The following is an 18,739-nucleotide window of genomic DNA, read 5'->3' on the forward strand; positions in this document are numbered from 1 at the left end:
CACCTTGCTTTTCATCAGTATTCGGTGTCGGATTTCAGCAGTTTTAATTGCACTAAAGAAACGATTAAAATAAAAATCAAAAATAAGATCGACATCGCGGCTCCAAGTCCGATCTGATCATCCAGCAGCGTAATGCGATAGATGAAGAATACGACGCTTTCGCTTCCTCTGAGCGGACCTCCGCCCGTTAAAATGTAAATCGAATCGTAAATTTGAAACATGAAAATCGTCGTCATCACAATCCCGAGCAAAATCGCATTTTTAATGAGCGGCAGCGAGATACTCCATATCTCCTGCCACCAATTCGCCCCGTCAATCTTCGCTGCATCCAAATAATCCGCCGGAATGTTTCTTAATGCGGCAATGTAGATAAACGTATAGAAGGTCGCCCCCTTCCATATCTCCAGCACGCCGACTCCCAATTTGGCCATGACCGGATCGCCAAACCAATTGATTTCCGGAAAGCCTGCCAGCGACAGCAAATAATTTAAAGGACCGGTTTTCGCCAGCACATAGGCCAAGATAACGCCAGCCGCCGTCATCGAAATGATAATCGGACTGAAAAAGACCGTTTCATAAAAGGCGTTCAATTTACTTTTTCTGCGAATCAAAAAAGCGAGCACCAGGGCGGTTATTTGCCCCGCTGGGATAATAACGGCAGCATAAAACAAAGAGTTATAGAAAGCGCTTAAATAAGTAGAGGCATTGGAGAATACTTTGGCAAAGTTTGCAAACCCTACGAACTTCAGACTGGAAAGATCAAGCAGCGTACCTTGGTAAAAGCTGAGTACAATAATGACGAAAAAGGGAAGAAAGGTAAACAAAACGGCAAAAAGCATATACGGCAGTATGAACGAATACGAAATGAGATGATGCTTTACTTTGGCATTCAGCGAAACGATGTTCATCGCCCCCAGTTCTTGTAAACTAATTCCGCATATAAGGTTGAGAGCTATCCCAGCCTTGCATCCTTGCACAAGGCGTTTTAAGACTGGCTCTCAAATTCCTTCACTGCATCCTTAATCGCCTGTTCCGGCGTCTTCACGCCTCTGAAAGCGGCTTCTCTCATTTGTTTGATAATATCGAGAACCTTGCCAAACTTTTCATTCGGCGTCCACAAAATCATATTTTTAATGGATTCTTTCGCAACCTCCATCACCTCATCACCTGCGTACATTTCCTCGTTCGCATCCGGCAGCGGGGAGAAGAAGCCCGCAGGCTCAAGATACATTTTGGCGTTTTCCGGCGCGGTAACGAATTCGATAAACTTCCAGGCTTCATCCTTATGCTTCGATGCCTCGGCAATCGCCAGCGTCCCTATGCCCGCATAGGCCTCCCTTTGTTTTGCCGGATCGCTTGCTGGACCTGCAGGATTCAGAAATGCCCCGAATTTTAAATTGGGCGCGTTCGTTTTAATCGTAGAGCTAAAGGAAACTTGTGATAAGAGCATGCCGATTTTACCGTCGAAGAACGCCTGATTTTCCTGTTCCGACGTACTGTAGAAATCCATTGGCGGAGCTGCCGCATGCTTCAGCACCAGATCGGTATAAAATTGCAGCCCGGCTATGCCCTCTGGCGTATCAAATCCCAGTTTTGTCACGTCTTTGTTGTTATCCGCATACAAATTGGCCCCGGCCTGCCCCATAAAAGCAACCGCATTCAGCGCATCCAGATTTCCGATCCCCCATTGGTCCGGCGCTTTGGTCAGCTTTTTGGCCGCTTCAACAAGCTCATCCCATGTTTGCGGAATTTCAATCTTTTCTTTTTCGAAAAGCTCTTTGTTGTAAAAAACAACGGAAGTTCCCGCCAAAAACGGCTTCGTGTAAACCTTCCCGTTAATCGTCAAATAATCAATGACACTTGGCGAATATTTGCTTTTCTCCTCTTCGGAGAAGTAGTTCGTGAGATCGGCAAGCTTGCCGTTTTGCGCGAATTTCACGAAATATTCAGACATATAAGAAACGTCGGGCGGATTGCTTCCGGCAAATGCAGCCGTATACTTCTGATCCCATCCGTCCCACGGCGTTTCCAGAAACTCAACCTTAATATTCGGATTTTCTGCTTCGAATTTCTCAATGATCTTTGCCCACAGCTCTTTTTCCGTCTTGACGTGCGGAGCCTTCCAGAATGTAAGGGTCACCTTTTTCCCTTCTACGGCTTTACCGTCCGCATCTTCCCCCGGCTTCGAATCGTTCGACGATGTCCCCGTGCTGCAGCCTGCAAAAACGATGAGTCCAATCGATAATGCCAAAAACAATACTCCAAACCTTTTCACCATTTCGATACCCCCAGCAAAATAGTTTTATAGTAAGCGATCTGCTTCCTGCAGACGGCTTGCTATCGCCTTAAGACAAGCTTGTTGCCGCTATGGATAATAGGTGTGATTCATTTGAATCCATAATCAGGTGCAGGGTACAGCGTGAAGCCTATTCAATTAATTTATTTTTTTAATTATATAATAACACTACCTTTGTGTAAAGGCTTTCATTTTATAAAAATCTGGCTGCATATCGACTTACAATCAAGCGCTTCTCATTAAATTTAGCGGATATTCCAACTGTTTTCTACAAATTTAGGTTTATAAATTAACTTTTCATCAGAAATGCGGTACAATAATTACACGTACTTATTGCGCAGAAAGGATCGCTGCTTTATGAAATTAAATTCTTCAGAAAAACAAATATTGGAGCTAATCAGTTTCGGGCAGGGAATATCGCGCAAAAGAATTGCAGAGCTGCTGAACATGACGCAGGGGTCGATCACGAATATGACGAAGCTGCTGCTCGAGCACCATTTTATTGTCGAAGGCGAGCGGATCGGCAGCGGGATGGGAAGAAAAGAGGTACTGCTGTATGCCAACCCGCGCAAATTCACTTATCTTGGCGTCGATATCGGGGGGCATGCCGTTCGCTTTGCGCTGTCTGACAACTGCCTGGATTTACTGCACGAGGACGAATGCTTGATGAAAGATTTGCTGCCTCAAGAAAATCGGGCAGAAGCTCTTCTGCGCAAGCTGGATGAGTTTTTAGCGAAATGCGGGGCCGATGCAGCGTCGCTCGATGCAATCGGCATTGGCATTACCGGGATCGTCGATGCAGGCGGGCAAATCGTGTTGAACATGCCAAACGCACCTTATTGGGATGACATCAATCTGGTTTCCCTCGTGCACAAACACTTTGGCTGCCCCGTCTTCCTTGACGAGGGCGGGCGGACGATGGCCATAGCCGAACAAATGACGGGCAAAGCGAGCGATATCGCCGATTTTATCGTCGTTCAGGTGGGCTACGGAATTGCCGCGGGCATTATGATTAACGGGCAATTGCTGCGTGGTGTCAACAATACAGCCGGGTTGCTGGGCCATATTACCGCCGACCCTCATGGCTCCCGCTGCACATGTGGCAACTATGGCTGCCTGGAAAATATCATAACCTTTCCGATGCTGGAAAAAGACTTCAAGGAACGAGGGGGCTCCGGCTTGCTTATCGAAGCGTACCGGCAAAACGACAAGATCGCCCTCGACGTATGCATCGATGCCGGTCAAGCTTTAGGCATTGCCTTGAGCAATGTGGTCAATCTGTTCAATCCGGATACGATCTTCATCGGCGGTCCCATGTTCACCGAAATGCCGCTTATGCTGGATGAGACGAAACGAACCATCACCTTGCGCGCTAATCGCTTCTCGACCTTGAGCCTGAAGCTGGAGAACACCTCCTTCGGCGGCAGGCAAGGCATCGTAGGCACTCTGGCATTGGCTAAATCCCGTCTTATTCGCGAGCTTTCCGACTATACGCCTTGAAGCGGCCGCCTGCTGCATTTATTACAAAACACCTTCAAGCTTCTTCATGTCTTACGACATGAACGAATGCACTTGAAGGTGTTTGTTCCTGTTCATTAGTAATAAGCCAACAACTCGGACAGTCTGGTTCGGATCGAATCCTTCAATTCCGCCGGCTCCTGCAGAATGACTTCATTCCCCAGTGCAATGAAGAACTCCGTAAAAAAAGGAATGTCGCTGCGGGGCACGTCCGTATCGATCACGCCGCTTCCATCTTCGTCCACGACCAGCATTGGAGCTAGCCACAGTTCGGCTTCACATCGCTGGACGCCGGTTCGGCTCAACTTTGCACGAAGGTGAATGAGCTCCCGCGGCTTGGCTACCTCCCGCCGGCTAAGGCGGATGTCGCCCAGATCGAGCGGCTCCACACCGGTCGTGTCATAGACCGCCTCACGAATTCGGTCACACCGGAATACGCGAAAACCATGGCGCAGGAAGCAATAGGCTGTACAATACCAGAAACCGTTACTCGCATAGATGCATACAGGCTGAATCAGCCGATTGCTCATCCCCTCACCCTTTGAATTGTACTTGATATCAAGCACCTTTCGATGAATAGCTGAATCAAGGAGAACGGATAAACAGGGCGCATCGCCCCGCCTGGTCGGCGTAATGAAGTCGACCCGATCCTTCATGCTATCGATCCGGTCCCGGACGTCCCCAGGCATATGGAGATAGAACTTGCTCAGCGCGGAAGCGGACTCTGCTTCAAATGGCAGTGAAGAATAGTGGCGCAGGGCGTGAACCGCAAAAAACATCGCCACGGCCTCCCCCTCCGTAAATGCGATCGGAGGCAGCACCCTTTCCCTTACCACCTGATAGCCCCCATGCGGCCCCACTTCAGAGTAGAGCGGCACCCCCAGCTCGCTCAATTCTTGCAAGTCTCTCAGAATCGTGCGCTTTGAGACGCCGAATTCGTCCGCAAGCTCCTGAACCTTGAATCGCCGTTTACGATTAACCGTCATCATCAATTCGATTTGCCGTTTCGATTTGGACATTCCGAATACCTTCTTTTTAGAGGAATAAATGAATTCATGTCAAGTATTGTCATCATTATGCCTTAAGATAATTGAGCAAGCAATAATAAATGATTGGGAGTGATCAATGTATGATACTCTATGTCCAGTTCGGCGGATATTCATCGATCGGCATCTTCTCGGCGGTATGCCTTGCAGTCTCACTTGGAACATTCCTGTTCGGCAATGTACTTCAGGGGAAAACGGAACATTCTGCCCAGGAATCGGCATCCGCTTCCTAAGCGCACCGCGCAAGGTCATAAACAGCGTGACTTCGATTCAGAAAAAAGGTATAACCTCCTCATTTTCACAAGTGGTTATACCTTTTTGCATGAAAGGAACTTTTTCAGTGACCTCCTTTCAAAGTGGCGGGGTTGCTACACCAATCTTTATCCAACCTTCCTTTGAAGGACCATATACCGCCGGTATTTTCAGCCCCGCTTGACGCATAAGAACAGTAACTTGTCCTCTATGATGGACAATGTGCTTAATCAATCCCATAAAGATAGTGGCATTCGATTCCTGCCTTCCAAAAGAATTTTGTACTTGCTTTAAAGCATCATCTGTCCATTGTTCTTTAACAACTTGAGCTGCATTAGAGCTTACGTTTTTAAAGGTCTCAGCAATTTCTTGGGCAGATGGCACTTCCTCTGAATGTTGAACCTTATCGATTACAAGTCCAAACTCAGTCAAGTAATCAGGGATATTCGTTACAAAATGCCACGCAATTCTTCCCAAGGTGCGGCCTTCAGGATATACTTGCTGGAGTAACGATTCATCTGTTAAACTGTCTAAAACCTTTTGAGTCAGTGCCGCTTCGTTTTTCCATTCTGTGATAAAATCCGAAACTGTTATATACATATCGGTTCATCTCCTTCTTGAAATTCTTTCACTACATGGTAACAACCTTTTAAATCCTCCGGGTGGACGCCGTGAACGCTTCTGCGATTTCATAGTCCGAATCCAGCATATGTTTTCCCCTCCCCTCCCCTCCCCTCTAGCTCAAGCATAATGGCTAATAGTGACAAGGATTGTCATAGTTATTCAGCATGAGGCAGTTTTTATCGCCAATAAAAAATTTCCGCTATCCATAGGGACAAAGAATCATCCATATTAAATGCATTTTTCTAGTTAGTCTCCTCCCTTTCGGCCATTCGCTTGGATCTATCCGCATAAAATACAGTTAGACGTCCGCACCACTCTCCTGGCACCATCAGAAGAATGAAACTCGCGCCAACATCGGGGTAATTTTCAGGATAGTTCCTCAATAAGAGGTCGCCGATGGAGGGAACGCATTTCTTATACAGTTTCCAGATTCCAGAAGCAGGAAGCTGCCTAAATAATGTCGAAATTATGGAAAATATAAAAAAACTGGCTGGTGATAGATGTGGCATTGTTGCGTATTTTTGAAGGAATCACAACAAGGCGATTGGAAAAACGAATTGATTGGCATCATGACTTCCCTCAACATATTGCTATTATGATGGATGGAAATGGAAGGTGGGGAAAAAGTAAAGGATTGTCCCGTGCTGCAGGCCACTATGCCGGCATGAATACAATGAAAGAAACGATCCGCAATTGCCGGGATATAAATATAAAATATTTAACTTTATACGCTTTTTCTACGGAGAACTGGAAAAGGCCAAAGCAGGAAGTAGACTACATCATTAGCCTGATTGATCAATTTGTAAATGACAAGCTTATTGAGGAAATGAACAGCAACGATATCAGTGTCCATTTTATAGGCGATTTGCAACGTTTCCCTAAAAATACGCAGCGATTGATGGAGCAGGCAGCAGCCTCAACAAGCTTGAATAAAGGGATGACCGTCAATTTTGCGATGAATTATGGCGGGCGCAGCGAGATTGTCCGTGCGGTAAAGCTGGCAATTGAGGCCGATAGCGCGAATGAGCTTGGCGAAGCAGATTTTGAGCGATATTTGTACACTTCCGCTTGTCCATCACCTGAACTGGTTATTCGAACCAGCGGGGAAAAACGGCTCAGCGGTTTCCTTTTGTGGCAGTCCGCGCAAGCGGAAATATGGTTTACAGATACGATGTGGCCCAGCTTTAATAGACATCTATTACTTCAGGCAATTGTCGATTACCAGCAGCGTAAGTCAAGGTCTATGGAATAAAAGAGGGATACCCATGCAGATATCTGCCCAGTTCCAGTCCGGCGGCGACATCCGGTCCAGCGGCTCCTCGTAAATCCATGGCTAGATACCGAACGTATCATGACTGCGCTTCGTATCCTGCAAAGAAACGACCTGAAAGAATAATGTCACACGCGCATTCTCGATAACGCTCCTCCTCGGTATCAAGCAAGCCCAGCGCATAAATAAGCGATTCGAGCGTGGAATGTATCGTTTCGGCTTTTTTGATCGTCGTATGGTACCCCGGGCTGCTGAATGGGGAAGTGAGCATCTGAATTTCGGGATTATAAGCCAATTCTTTTGAAGCAATTTTACCGCGCAGCATTTGTAATTCCTTTTGTTGCTTAATCTGTTTATTCATGGTATTTTCCTCTTCTTATTTCCCGCAGCCGCATCTGCTGACGCGGCCGCGGGTCCTTCTTCTAACGTTTACTTTGCTGTTTGTTCCATTAATCTCATCGCGATTGCTGCTGCTTCCGCCCGGGTAACGATGCCCGCCGGCTTGAACAGCCCGGTTCCCGTGCCCTCCATCAAGCCGCTGGCTGCAACTGTGGCAACATAATCTTTCGCCCATGCCGGAATTTGCTCCGCATCGCGGAATTGGCTGAGCTGTCCGTCTCCGTCAGCGGCGATGCCAGCTGATGCACGCGCCAGAACAGCTGCCAGCTCTACCCGCGTTATGCCTTCCTGCGGGCGGAAGCTGCCGTCGCTATAGCCGGTAATCCAGCCTGCTTGCACCGCTGCCGCTACGGCATCCGCCGCCCAGTTTCCGATCCGCGCTTGATCCGTGAAGCGTTGAACGCTGTCTGCGCTTTGGATGCTGCCCGCAGCTTGCGGCTGCAACGCCCGCACCAGCATCGCCACTAATTCCTGGCAGCTGACAGCCTGATCCGGACGGAATGTGCTGTCGCTGTAACCTTTTACGATACCTGCTTGCACCGCTTTTTCAATCCAGGCTTGGCCCCAATGGCCTGCGATATCTTTCAGCTCACTTGCCGGCTGCAGTTCAACCGCCTCATCACTCAAGGCTACAACGGCATATACGCCAAGCTGGTCAATCTTGGCGACGAAGCTATTTCCGTCTACCTTGCCATCCGCTTTTACCCATGTTTTCTGCTTGTCATCATAACGCATAAGAGTGGGTACTTGCTCCTTCCCTGCTTTGCCCGCATCGAAATCAATGCTCAGAATTGCTTTTTTCTTGAACTGACCAGCCGGATCTTGGCTCAGCTCAAATACCGGACTAAGCAGGTTCACTGTTTGCGTTTGCAAATCTTGCAGTTTTTGCCCCTCAAGCTCGACAATTTTAAGCTGTCCGCTTGTGTTTGTTGCCCCAGCTGGGATTGTCAGCTTAATTTGCTGGCCCAGGCTGACCTCGCCTGCAATCCCTGCTGGCAAGTATAATTGCCCGGAATAGGATTGATAGCGATCCATTGCTTCCGAATAGAATGGAGGCTCGACAACTGGTAAGGCATCGATTGTAACGACCACAGCCGCTGTGTTCGAATAATTATGGCCGTCGTGAACCCGGAAGGTAAACCGGTCTTCTCCAGTTGCATCGTCATACGGCGTATACACGAATTTCCCTGTCGCCGCATCGCTGAGCTTCACCGTTCCCAGCTTTCCGTTTGCAACAATTTCATAAGTCAGTTTCGTCCCCTCTGTATGCTCGGCAGTTAACTGCCCAGAGACAGCTTTGAACGCTGGGGTTATGTACGAACCGTTATGCGCTCTAGGTATCACTGGCTCAGCTTTACGATACTCAAATGCGATGCGATATTCCTGCACCACAGCGGCGCTCTCGGAAGTAACGACCACCTTGGCTGTGCCCGGCACCTGTTTGGCCGGTTCAATGCCCACCGTCGCTTTCGCATCGTTCGCAGTCGCCGTTATTTCCGGCAGCATTGCTCCTTTCTCCAGGACGACCGTGTACTGCAGCTTCTCCGGAGCAAATCCTGCGACCGACTCACCATTCAGGTAAAGTGACTTTAACGAAGCATCGTCACCAGGCGCATCGGGACGATCGATCGTTACCGTTACTTTTGCTATTTTCGAATACTCGTAACGGTTGGACACGCGGAAGGTGAAGGAATCTTCTCCTGATGCCGTTGCCAGAGGCGTGTAGACAAACTCTCCTGTTCCGCTATCGACAATTGCAGCCGTTCCCTGCTCTCCATTCTCAACAATTTCAAAATTCACCTCTGCCCCTTCTGCATGCTTCGCATGCAATATACCTTGCACTATTTGACCCGCTTTGACGTTATAAGCAGCATCGTAGGTGGCTGGAGGTGCCTGATCATACATCCACTGCATCGACCGGAACAGGTTCGGCCTCTTCTCATTGCCGATTCCAGAGCCCCACTCCAGCCAACCTTTTCTACCTTTACCATCGTTATCATTGACCAGAAGCGAGAAGCTCATCACTTCGTTGCGTACAGGACGAACCGGAGCTAATTCCGTCCAAGGGAGCTTAAGTCCATAGATTGTCATTTTCCGTTTTTCATCCCGCTTAACCGTCAGCTTTCCATTTTCGACAAGGCCTGTCGCCATTCCGCCGGGTGCCGTCCAACGATAAATTTGCGGCCCAGCCGGTGTGTCGGAAATGCCGTATTCGTACCATTCCCTGCTCTCGCCTGGCACACCAGGCGACATGGCAAACTGAATACTGTCATTCGTCCATATGTCAGCTGCTTTTGCTTCTGCCGAATGAACATCATCGATAATTTGAGCTGTCAAATAAAAATAATCCTTGTCATAATGCAGCCAAATGCGGCCACTCAAATCATCACTTCCGGCATAATCCGCCATTTTCACTGCCGCTCCGGATAAATCAATTGTCGCCTGTTGTCCACCCGATGCCGGATCACTCTGACCTAACTCTGCCATTGCTTCCGTCGCTGGTATAATCAAATTAAATCCGAAACTTCCTTCATAAACATAGTCTTCTCTACCAGCAAATTTGATACGAACAGCGACTGGATAGTCGCTTTCCGCCGCTAACGTTTTTAGCGGGATTGTAAATCTGCGACTTTCTTCAGGCAATAACAAAGTATTCCAGTCGATAACTCCGCTTTGATCACCAATACGCCATTCTGCACCCTCTACTACTAACTCTCTTGACTTGCTCACATTGTCCACTTGGATATTCAGTGATTGCTCCAGCTGATCTTTTTTCATCTCAATTAACGGACGTACCTTAACCTGATGTGAAATCCCCGTTTGTACTTTGTATCGCAGCTTGCCAACCTTGCTGTCCCCATCCAGCAAGTAAATGAAAACGATCCGAGAGTCCTCTCCTTGGACGCCGTAAGAAGTAATCGCTTGGTTCTTCGTCTGTCCCTGCGAAACAGCCAATTCATATCGCTTGCCTTCAACTTCCATCGTCATAGCCAGCGGTTTGCCAGAAGTCGTATTATTTAATGCGACAATGAGCTCAACCGGCTCCCCTTTAAACGCTTCTTCGCCAGATACGGCGATTGTACCATCTGCGGTTACTTTATTCACGTTGCCTTTTACATAAAGCGGTTCGCCTGATAGTGTTAAATACACTTTCCCTTGTTGAGGTATAAATGTTTCACGATTGCCCATGATGTCGGTAACTTCTAATGGCTGATCAGTCTCCACTGCAACAATATAGTCTTCCAGTGCCCACATGACACGCAGCGCTTCGCCATTTTTATTAAATAGATAACTCATAATGTCATCGCCGTAACTGTCTTGGGCGACATAATTTGCCCCCGTCAACTCTCGAGCCATTACACTGTACGAGACATATCCCGGTTTGGGAGTATAGGCGCCAAGCGGATCTTTCGGATGACGAATAAGACCAAAATTATCCTCACTATTGTCAGTTTGCAAGCCATCATTCATAAAATCATACCAAAAATATTTTTCCACACCATTAGCCAGCGCACCAACATGGCTTCTTACAACATAAGAAGCTTGCCTCGTTTCAGTAACACCACGATGATCGAGCTGGGTCGGCCAGCCCATCTCCGTCATCCAGATCGGCTTTGGTTGTCCATTATTATACTTCCGTATCAAATTTTGCAGACGGGTTAATTCCGCTACCAAGCCTTCTGGTGTATCCGGATAACGGTAAGGATGAACCGAGACGGCATCCATATATCTCAACCCGCCCAATGCAAACAGTTCCTCCATCCACTCCCATGGAATTTGGGCAGCTGTCGGCCCAACAACGATGATATTCGGATCTTCCGCCTTCACGGTATTGTACGTTTTTTCCAGAAGTTTGTAATAATACTCTGGTTTGGAATCGGCAGGACCGTCGCCTAGATCACCAGGTCCGATATTAAATTCATTGTACACTTCCACCCATTTGATCTGATCGTCATATTGCCGTAATATCGCTTGACCATAGTTGGCAAATCCTTGCCTTCCTTCATCTGTATACGGTGTACTGCCGCCATCATAAAGATTGTTGGTATAGGAAAATACAATCAACGGATCAAGATCATGGACTTTCAATTGATTCATATACTTGTCATAGGATTCTGGAAATTGATAGACATCCTTTTGCGGCTCAACATAGCCCCAATACATCTCGTCTCTGACGTTCTTCATACCTGCTTGACGAATAAGCGGGATAAGCTCAGGCTCCCACCATTGGCCAAAATGCGTCGCGGCTCCAAATGGCGAATCGCTCACCTGTCCCAGATCAAATGGAGCCAGCACCGCAAACACCGTTTCGGCAGAAGCAGTCGGAGAACCTTCCAATTCAGCCGTAAGATGAAGACGATAATAGCCGCTTTCAACTTGCGGAATTGTAAGTATGGCGCCGCTACCGCTTGCAATCGTTTGCACGCCATGTCTTACTTGTTCTCCCCACATATTATGAACCGTCCAGCGTACCAGATCACCAGACGTTTTCAGCCGGAAGGCCACCTCATCTTGATCAGTAAACACATTGCCCAGCTTCTGCTGCTCAATTACTAGCGGCGGCAGCTGCACTTTGGCGACAATCTGATCGAGCAAAATAGCCCCTCGTTGCTTGCCTGCGTTCAGCTCCGAGCGCTCCATCAGGAATGCAATCTCTTTGGCCGGAGCATGATAGACACCATCATTCGCCCCGCTCCAGTGCCCATAATTCATACCGCCAGCAAACTCTGTAATTGTCACTGCTTGCCATTCGTCAGCCGAGCTCAACGGCAGCGATTGCTGATGCACCTGTCCGGTTGCATCTGTAATCCGAATCCGAATCGCACTTAAATCCGTCGTCTTCACCATGAAATCAAGCTGCTGTATATCTAGATGATTCAATTCTTTCTCAATGCTGACATATGCGCCGCCAGCAGTAAAATCACCGGACAGCCTGCCGGCGAAGTTTCCGGCGTAGGAATCATCTGTCACCCGCTCCAGCGCACCTGCAGCTCCAGGAAACTCCGTCCCCAAATTCAGGCTCCAGCCTTCATCCTCCTGTTCAAACTGGCTGATCATCTCTTCTGTTACAATAGATGCAGCGTATGTCCGATTTTCTCCCCATGCAGTAAATCCAATAGATGTAACAACAAGTGCAAGTGTAAGTATGGCGAGCAGCGGCCTTTGGCAGCAACGAATCATAGCACTTCTCCCTTTCCTCCAGATGAATTAACCTTTAATACCAGAGAACGTAAATCCTTGCATAATATATTTTTGGAAAAATAGAAATAAAATCGCCGGCGGAATAATCGAAAAGGTTAATGCAACAAACTGAATATCCAGCGTTGTCGTTCCTTTCAAATTAAAGATGGCGACAATCACCGTCCATAGCGACTGATCCTTCAACACCATATAAGGCCAAAAGAAATCCGACCATGTCGCCTGAATGGTAAAGATCGTAATCGCCATCATAACAGGCTTGCTAAGAGGCAGTACAATCCGCCAAAAAATGCCTAGCAGGCTGCAGCCATCGATCCGTGCCGCTTCAACAAGCGCATGAGGAATATTATCGAAGAAGCCTTTGAAGACGATCACATAAAAAGCGTTCGCCCCAATCATCATCCACATCGGCCAAAACGTGTTGCTGAAATTGATGTGAAGGACGGGAAAATCGATAATATTTTTAAAAATAGGAACCATGCCCAATGTATTCGGCAGCAGCATCGTCCACAGCACCATCCCAAAAATAAAGGAGCTTCCTCGCGGCCGCAGCTTGGAAAGAAAATAGCCTAGCAAACCATTGAACACCAGGGCAAATAACAGACATCCTGCTGTCATAATGAAAGTGTTCAAGTATAATCTCCCAAAATCAAGCAGTTTCCACGTACTAACGATTTTGGATAGATCAAGTGTTTGCGGAATAATGGTTGGCGGAATTGTGAAAAACTCTTTGACGTCCTTCAAACTTGAAAGCATAATCCATAACGGCGGCAACAGACAAAGAAGCGAGACGCCTATCATAATAGCAAATACCGCCCAATATAGCAGCTTTACGCCCGGCCGTTTCAAATCGAGCACTCCAATAATGCCCGTCATCGGCTTGCCCATCGTATCACCTCTATTGATCACTAATTTTTTTGCTTAACCGGAAGTAGATAATTGTGAATACAAGCAAAAATAAAAATGTAATCACACCAACAGCCAGTGATCGGCCTGCCTCAAAGTAGCGGAAGGCGTAAAAATAGCTTTGCAGCATCAAGGACATTGAAGCATTGTTCGGCCCGCCCTCTGTCATTGTCAGCGGTTCATACATCACTTGGAATACACCAATCATTTGCAGCACGAGCATAATCGAAATAATTGGGGCAATTTGCGGCAAGGTAATATGCCAGATCCGTCTCCAAATCCCTGCCCCGTCAATCGATGCAGCCTCATACAGTTCCGGGTTGACTCCTTGCAGGCTGGCCAGATATAAAATAACCGTCGTGCCAAAGCCACGCCAAGTCATCGTAATGACAATAAGCAGAATCGTCCAGTCAGGGTTTTGAAGCCAGGAGGCCGAAGCAATTCCCAGCTTATCCATCAGCATATTGAGTAATCCGCTTGGTCCTGGATCAAATATGAAGACCCACAATAAGGCGGCAGCAATACCTGGTACCATACTGGGAAAATAAACTGAAAATTTAAAAATGGACTGCCAGTGCATCATTTCATTGATGAGAATAGCAACAATAATCGGGACAGCAAACCCGATCACAACCGACCAGAAAACATAAACAATCGTATTTATGAATGTTTGTTGAAAGACCGAGTTGCTGATCACATCGATATAATTTTGCAAACCGATAAACTTAACGGCATCATAGCCTCTCGTCTGCTGAAAGGATAAATAGAAACCCGATAACAGCGGTTGCCACGAAAATACCGTAAAAAATACAATACTAGGCAGAATTAATAACCAGGACGGCAACTCCCGCAATAATTGTTTGAATTGCCGGCGCGCCCGGCCTGTTCCCATCGGCAGCGGTGACGACAATTCAGGATTCGAACCATTCATTGCTATTGTTCCACCTTATCGAGATAATCACGCTGGAAATCAGCAGCAGCCTTGTCCAGCAAAGCTTGCGGATCAGCGTTTTCCTTCGTTAAGACGGCTTGAATGACGCCATCGAGCAGCTTGTACAATTCCTGTGCATTCACCGGAACCTCCGGTCGGATCGTTACGCCTTCATTGTTGATATAATCATTCCAGAGTGCCATGTCGACATTCGTAAACTTGTCATAGATCGCTTGCTCCGCCTGCAGACGGTCTTCATTGATCCACATCTTCAGTCCGCGCGGTCCGACGACACGTCCCAGCTCCGCATCACCTTTAAGCTGTTCTTCCAAGCCTTGCAAAGACTCAGCTGCAACTTCCGGAGAGAAGCCTTTGATTTTCAACCAGTCAAGACCTGCCCGAATTTGTTCAGGAGAGCTGCTTGGCGAGAACATGTAGAGACCGCCGCCTGTCAGTGTATAACGGCCTGCCGGGCCGCCAGGCACTTTAGACATCGCCAAATTGTCTCTACTCATCTTGTAATCATTGATCGGGTCATTTTTCCAATCCAGCGTGCCGAAGCTCATGCCCACTTGATCGGTTCCGAACAATCTGAACAAATCATTAATATCGACCAATACGTTATCAGTCAGCACATTATGCTTCCACTTCATATCCTTGATCAATTGCAGCGCTGCCACTGCTTCCGGGCTGTTGAATACCGCTTTCCACTTTCCGTCTTCCTGCACGACAAACTCCGTACCGTAAGACCATGCGATGTTCATAAACTGCCATCCGCCCTGATTATTTTTCGTTGGCAGAAAAAATCCCGGCTTGCCCGTCTTCTCCTTGATCGTTTTGGCCATTTCCACTAACTCCTCATACGTTTGAGGAAATTTCGGCACACCGCCTTCCTCCATCAAACCTGCCTGCTTCAGCAAGTTCACATTATACCAGACGCCCATATAGTAGCCATTGGTCGGGATACCATATGTACGTCCGTCCTTCTGCATCATCGACAGCATATCCGGATTGAGTACGCTATCATAGCCATACTCCTTTAAGACGTCGGTCAGATCGGCAGCGTAGCCTGCATTAATAATCTTTTGCGGTTCAGTCAGCCAAGTCGTGAATAGATTCGGCAACTGACCACTCTCGGCTTTCGGCAAAAACGTATTCGTATCAAACTCAAAATGCTCGGTTTTCATCTCCACATTCGGATACTTTGCATCAAATGTCGCTTTCCAGGCCTCGCTTTGTGCCAGTGAAGCGTCTGTCGGCTTTGGCCAATCGCCATTCGTAAATACGACTGATGCAGCAGACGTCTTCCCGTCCCCTTTCGAGGTTCCGCTTTCAACATTTGGGTTGCTTTTCTCAGGCGTACAAGCCGTCAGTGCTGCCGTAGTCGACATCATGATGCATAACAGGCTAATACTATACTTTTTGTTCAAAACTCAACACCCTCTCTTCATTCGCAAACTTACTCACGATTTCCATTGTAGCGATTGCCAGATAACAAAAAAATAAGACATTCCTCTAAAAAAGTGTACCATCCTGCTCTTTTAGTAAGCGCTTCATACAAAGAGGATGATTGTATGCTATACTACTCTCGGAGGTGCTCCTATTGTTTAGGCAATTATCCAGAAGACTTATCCTTGCCTGTATGCTTACTACCTTGATCGGTGTGACCATCGCAAGCGCCGTATCCTACTATTTTTCCACCTATCTCATTCGTTCCGAGTTCAGCAATATTGCTGCCAATTTTTATAACACTTCCGCCAGCAATTTGACCCGATATCTTACATATACAGAGGAGACATTGAAGGTTATTTCCAATCACCCTTCTGTTGCCACCGCCATTTCCTCGCCTGAATATATGCCTGATGTCATCGAGGTGTTGAATGGCATGGTCTATAAGTTAAATATGGATTTGCGCGGTGCAACCATCTACACCTTGCAAGGCTACAGCTACACGCCAACCAATTATTCAGACATTCCGACACTAGAACAATTGCGGGCTAACGCTGAATTTGAACAGTTTTATACCAATCCCTCCGCCCACAGTATATGGATATACCGGGATGGCAAAGATCTATCCTACTATTCGCAAAAGTATGCGACAACCGGCATTTTTTCCTATGTACTCAAAATACCCGAGCATACACAGCAGCCCTCGGCTATTATGATAGCCGATATGGATGCGATGCGCTTGGAGCAATATTTTGAATCCTCCAATGCACTATTCCAACATGCGGAGACAACCATTGGACGCGCCAATCGTTTTTCTAGCACCGCTGATGCTGCCACACCAACAATTAGCCGCAGCAGCACACATATTATTATTCGCAATTCAGTTCACGAATCTAATATCGATTTGACGCTTAGCGTGCCGATGGCCAACGCCAAACAGCCGATGCGCGAATTATCGCTGACCATCGGACTGCTTGCCGCTGTTTCTATCGTGCTTGCTTTCTTTACCTTCCGGCGCTTGCGGGACAGTATTGTCAAGCCGCTCGCCAAGCTATACAAAAATATGCGACAATTCAGTTCTTCAGCCTAGCATTTGAGGTGGAACGGAGACGGACGACGACCGTCGTTCCCTCCCCCAATCGGCTATCGATGTTGACGCCATATTCTGCTCCATACTCCAGCTTGATGCGTTCATCTACATTGCGAATCCCATAACCGCCGCCCTTATACTCCTTATTAGCAGTTGTTGGACGATGAAGCATATCTGGATCAAAGCCGATCCCGTCATCTCTAATCTCGAACACGAGATCCTGTCCCTCACGATAACCATGGATCCATACATTGCCATGCCCGCGCTTCTGGCTGATTCCATGTTTAATCGCGTTTTCTACCAGCGGCTGCAAAATAATTTTCAAAACCGCCTCATCTAGCATATCGTCCTCCACTTGATAGACCATACTGAATTTCCCCGGAAAACGCATTTGTTCCAACGTTTCATAGCTGCGAATGATGCCTATCTCTTCACGAACTGTAATAGATTTATCTCCTTTATGCAGACTAAGCCGATAAAAGCTTGCCAAAGCGACGATCATCTTCTCAATTTCCTTCTGGCTGTTCAATTTGGCAATCCAGCCGATCGCATCCAGCGTATTATATAAAAAGTGAGGATTAATTTGTGCCTGCAAAGCTATCAATTCGGTCTCCCGCTGCCTATCCTTGTCTTCATTGATTCGGCCAATCAACTCTTCAATACGAATGACCATATCGCTAAAGCTCGTCTCAAGCAGTGCAATCTCGTCATGATTATGACGGTAAGCACGCGGATCAAGCACATCTCCGCTGCCGCCCTCCCGATATTTGCGAATCGTTCTGGCCAGCCGATTAACCGGATTGACGATCCGATTAGCCATATACCATGCCACCATAAAACCGCCGGTAATTAACAATAGTTGTAGAATATAGCTGTAGCGCTTAATATGCTGCAGTTGCTTAAACAGCTCTTCCTGAGAGATGATACTTACTATTCTCCAGTCCAATCTGTTCTTTTGAACATCGCCAGTCAATTGATAATTAAAAATAATAACCGGCCGCCCTTCAAGCTTAATAAGTTTGTACCCCTCCTGACCGACCTCGAACAATTGCGAGTCATAGATCGTTGTTCCAGACAACAACGGATCAGGTGCTGACAGCACATAGCGTCCATTCGCAAGCAGCATGGCGTCACCCCAATTGGCGGACACCATATTTTTGTACACCTCATAAAGCGCACGTTCGCGAATATATACGACCAAATAGCCGATGCGTTCGCCGGTATAGAAATTGTAATATTTTCTCCCCAGCATTAACGAAGCATCTCCTGTTTCATCTTTGCGAATGTCTCCCCACACGGGCGTGTTCGACTGCTTGATCTGCTCGATAAAAAGCGGATCAGGGCGCTCTACGATGTGTTCGTTCCCATATTCAAAGTAACGCCCCTCCTCCGTTACAATCGCAACATGCCAAACAACATCACGATTAATGCTCATATCCTCAAGCAAATGCCTGATCTCAGCTTCCCGTTCTTCTTCGCTTGCCTTCTCATCCTTCATCGCCCGATAAATCTCATTTTTCGTTAACAAGCGAACCGACAGCATGTTTATTTCACCAATCAAAAACTCAAAGCCCGTCTGTGCCTTTTCTTGATTAACTATGACATAATTGTACATAAACTCACGCACTGCCTTCTGTGTCAACCAACTGGTCGTTTGAAACAAAAGCACTGAGGACAGCAGCACCACAGCAAATAACAGCGCTAGAACCTTGGCTCCGACGCTCCAATGCCTCCATCGTCGCAGTACATTCACAGTATT

14 protein-coding genes are annotated in these 18,739 nt (G+C 47.3%); 4 read left to right on the forward strand and 10 right to left on the reverse strand.

What is annotated here, in order from left to right; all coding sequences use genetic code 11:
• Positions 1 to 14: 14 nt before the first annotated feature.
• Both ACFQ0N_RS20770 and ACFQ0N_RS20775 read right to left on the reverse strand, forming a co-directional pair.
• Positions 15 to 908, reverse strand: a complete 894-nt coding sequence (locus tag ACFQ0N_RS20770) for a carbohydrate ABC transporter permease (RefSeq protein ID WP_379329717.1) — start codon at positions 906 to 908, stop codon at positions 15 to 17.
• A gap of 77 nt (positions 909 to 985) precedes the next feature.
• Positions 986 to 2,278 (reverse strand): ABC transporter substrate-binding protein, encoded by a 1,293-nt coding sequence (locus ACFQ0N_RS20775; protein WP_379329719.1) that lies wholly within the window; start codon positions 2,276 to 2,278, stop codon positions 986 to 988.
• A gap of 375 nt (positions 2,279 to 2,653) precedes the next feature.
• On the opposite strand from ACFQ0N_RS20775, the gene ACFQ0N_RS20780 reads away from it, so the two are divergent.
• A complete protein-coding gene (locus ACFQ0N_RS20780) occupies positions 2,654 to 3,796 on the forward strand; it encodes an ROK family transcriptional regulator (protein WP_379329721.1) in 1,143 nt (380 codons plus the stop codon).
• Between the two features lie 95 nt (positions 3,797 to 3,891).
• On the opposite strand, the gene ACFQ0N_RS20785 is transcribed toward ACFQ0N_RS20780, so the two are convergent.
• The gene (locus ACFQ0N_RS20785; RefSeq protein ID WP_379329723.1) at positions 3,892 to 4,833 is read right to left on the reverse strand and encodes a helix-turn-helix transcriptional regulator; all 942 of its coding nucleotides are present in this window, start codon (positions 4,831 to 4,833) and stop codon (positions 3,892 to 3,894) included.
• A gap of 110 nt (positions 4,834 to 4,943) precedes the next feature.
• On the opposite strand from ACFQ0N_RS20785, the gene ACFQ0N_RS20790 reads away from it, so the two are divergent.
• Entirely contained in the window at positions 4,944 to 5,093 is a 150-nt protein-coding gene (locus ACFQ0N_RS20790; RefSeq protein ID WP_379329725.1) for a hypothetical protein, read from the forward strand.
• A gap of 118 nt (positions 5,094 to 5,211) precedes the next feature.
• On the opposite strand, the gene ACFQ0N_RS20795 is transcribed toward ACFQ0N_RS20790, so the two are convergent.
• Entirely contained in the window at positions 5,212 to 5,712 is a 501-nt protein-coding gene (locus ACFQ0N_RS20795; protein WP_379329727.1) for a DinB family protein, read from the reverse strand.
• A gap of 568 nt (positions 5,713 to 6,280) precedes the next feature.
• On the opposite strand from ACFQ0N_RS20795, the gene uppS reads away from it, so the two are divergent.
• Positions 6,281 to 6,988: a polyprenyl diphosphate synthase gene (gene uppS / locus ACFQ0N_RS20800; RefSeq protein ID WP_379329729.1), complete on the forward strand. Its 708-nt coding sequence runs from the start codon at positions 6,281 to 6,283 to the stop codon at positions 6,986 to 6,988.
• Between the two features lie 97 nt (positions 6,989 to 7,085).
• Here the strand turns inward: uppS and ACFQ0N_RS20805 are convergent, their stop codons facing one another.
• From ACFQ0N_RS20805 to ACFQ0N_RS20825, 5 genes are all read right to left on the reverse strand, one after another.
• The gene (locus ACFQ0N_RS20805; RefSeq protein WP_379329731.1) at positions 7,086 to 7,367 is read right to left on the reverse strand and encodes a hypothetical protein; all 282 of its coding nucleotides are present in this window, start codon (positions 7,365 to 7,367) and stop codon (positions 7,086 to 7,088) included.
• Positions 7,368 to 7,435: 68 nt separating this feature from the next.
• Positions 7,436 to 12,586: an S-layer homology domain-containing protein gene (locus tag ACFQ0N_RS20810; RefSeq protein ID WP_379329733.1), complete on the reverse strand. Its 5,151-nt coding sequence runs from the start codon at positions 12,584 to 12,586 to the stop codon at positions 7,436 to 7,438.
• A 27-nt stretch (positions 12,587 to 12,613) separates the two neighbouring features.
• Positions 12,614 to 13,492 (reverse strand): carbohydrate ABC transporter permease, encoded by an 879-nt coding sequence (locus tag ACFQ0N_RS20815; protein WP_379329735.1) that lies wholly within the window; start codon positions 13,490 to 13,492, stop codon positions 12,614 to 12,616.
• A 10-nt stretch (positions 13,493 to 13,502) separates the two neighbouring features.
• Entirely contained in the window at positions 13,503 to 14,441 is a 939-nt protein-coding gene (locus ACFQ0N_RS20820; RefSeq protein WP_379329737.1) for a carbohydrate ABC transporter permease, read from the reverse strand.
• A gap of 2 nt (positions 14,442 to 14,443) precedes the next feature.
• Positions 14,444 to 15,871, reverse strand: coding sequence for an ABC transporter substrate-binding protein (locus tag ACFQ0N_RS20825; protein ID WP_379329739.1), 1,428 nt, complete (start codon positions 15,869 to 15,871; stop codon positions 14,444 to 14,446).
• A gap of 173 nt (positions 15,872 to 16,044) precedes the next feature.
• Here ACFQ0N_RS20825 and ACFQ0N_RS20830 point away from each other — a divergent pair, with 173 nt between their 5' ends.
• A complete protein-coding gene (locus ACFQ0N_RS20830) occupies positions 16,045 to 16,980 on the forward strand; it encodes a hypothetical protein (protein WP_379329741.1) in 936 nt (311 codons plus the stop codon).
• On the opposite strand, the gene ACFQ0N_RS20835 is transcribed toward ACFQ0N_RS20830, so the two are convergent.
• Positions 16,964 to 18,733 (reverse strand): sensor histidine kinase, encoded by a 1,770-nt coding sequence (locus ACFQ0N_RS20835; RefSeq protein ID WP_379329743.1) that lies wholly within the window; start codon positions 18,731 to 18,733, stop codon positions 16,964 to 16,966. The two genes, ACFQ0N_RS20830 and ACFQ0N_RS20835, sit on opposite strands and share 17 nt — an antisense overlap.
• Positions 18,734 to 18,739 lie beyond the last annotated feature (6 nt).

Origin of the sequence: Paenibacillus sp. GCM10027626 (genome assembly GCF_042676285.1) — a bacterium.
Lineage (GTDB): Bacteria > Bacillota > Bacilli > Paenibacillales > Paenibacillaceae > Paenibacillus_Z.

Coding starts and splice junctions, on each gene's coding strand:
- ACFQ0N_RS20770 (WP_379329717.1), bottom strand. CDS start 908: ATGAACATCGTTTCGCTGAATGCCAAAGTAAAGCATCATCTCATTTCG.
- ACFQ0N_RS20775 (WP_379329719.1), bottom strand. CDS start 2,278: ATGGTGAAAAGGTTTGGAGTATTGTTTTTGGCATTATCGATTGGACTC.
- ACFQ0N_RS20780 (WP_379329721.1), top strand. CDS start 2,654: ATGAAATTAAATTCTTCAGAAAAACAAATATTGGAGCTAATCAGTTTC.
- ACFQ0N_RS20785 (WP_379329723.1), bottom strand. CDS start 4,833: ATGTCCAAATCGAAACGGCAAATCGAATTGATGATGACGGTTAATCGT.
- ACFQ0N_RS20790 (WP_379329725.1), top strand. CDS start 4,944: ATGATACTCTATGTCCAGTTCGGCGGATATTCATCGATCGGCATCTTC.
- ACFQ0N_RS20795 (WP_379329727.1), bottom strand. CDS start 5,712: ATGTATATAACAGTTTCGGATTTTATCACAGAATGGAAAAACGAAGCG.
- ACFQ0N_RS20805 (WP_379329731.1), bottom strand. CDS start 7,367: ATGAATAAACAGATTAAGCAACAAAAGGAATTACAAATGCTGCGCGGT.
- ACFQ0N_RS20810 (WP_379329733.1), bottom strand. CDS start 12,586: ATGATTCGTTGCTGCCAAAGGCCGCTGCTCGCCATACTTACACTTGCA.
- ACFQ0N_RS20815 (WP_379329735.1), bottom strand. CDS start 13,492: ATGGGCAAGCCGATGACGGGCATTATTGGAGTGCTCGATTTGAAACGG.
- ACFQ0N_RS20820 (WP_379329737.1), bottom strand. CDS start 14,441: ATGAATGGTTCGAATCCTGAATTGTCGTCACCGCTGCCGATGGGAACA.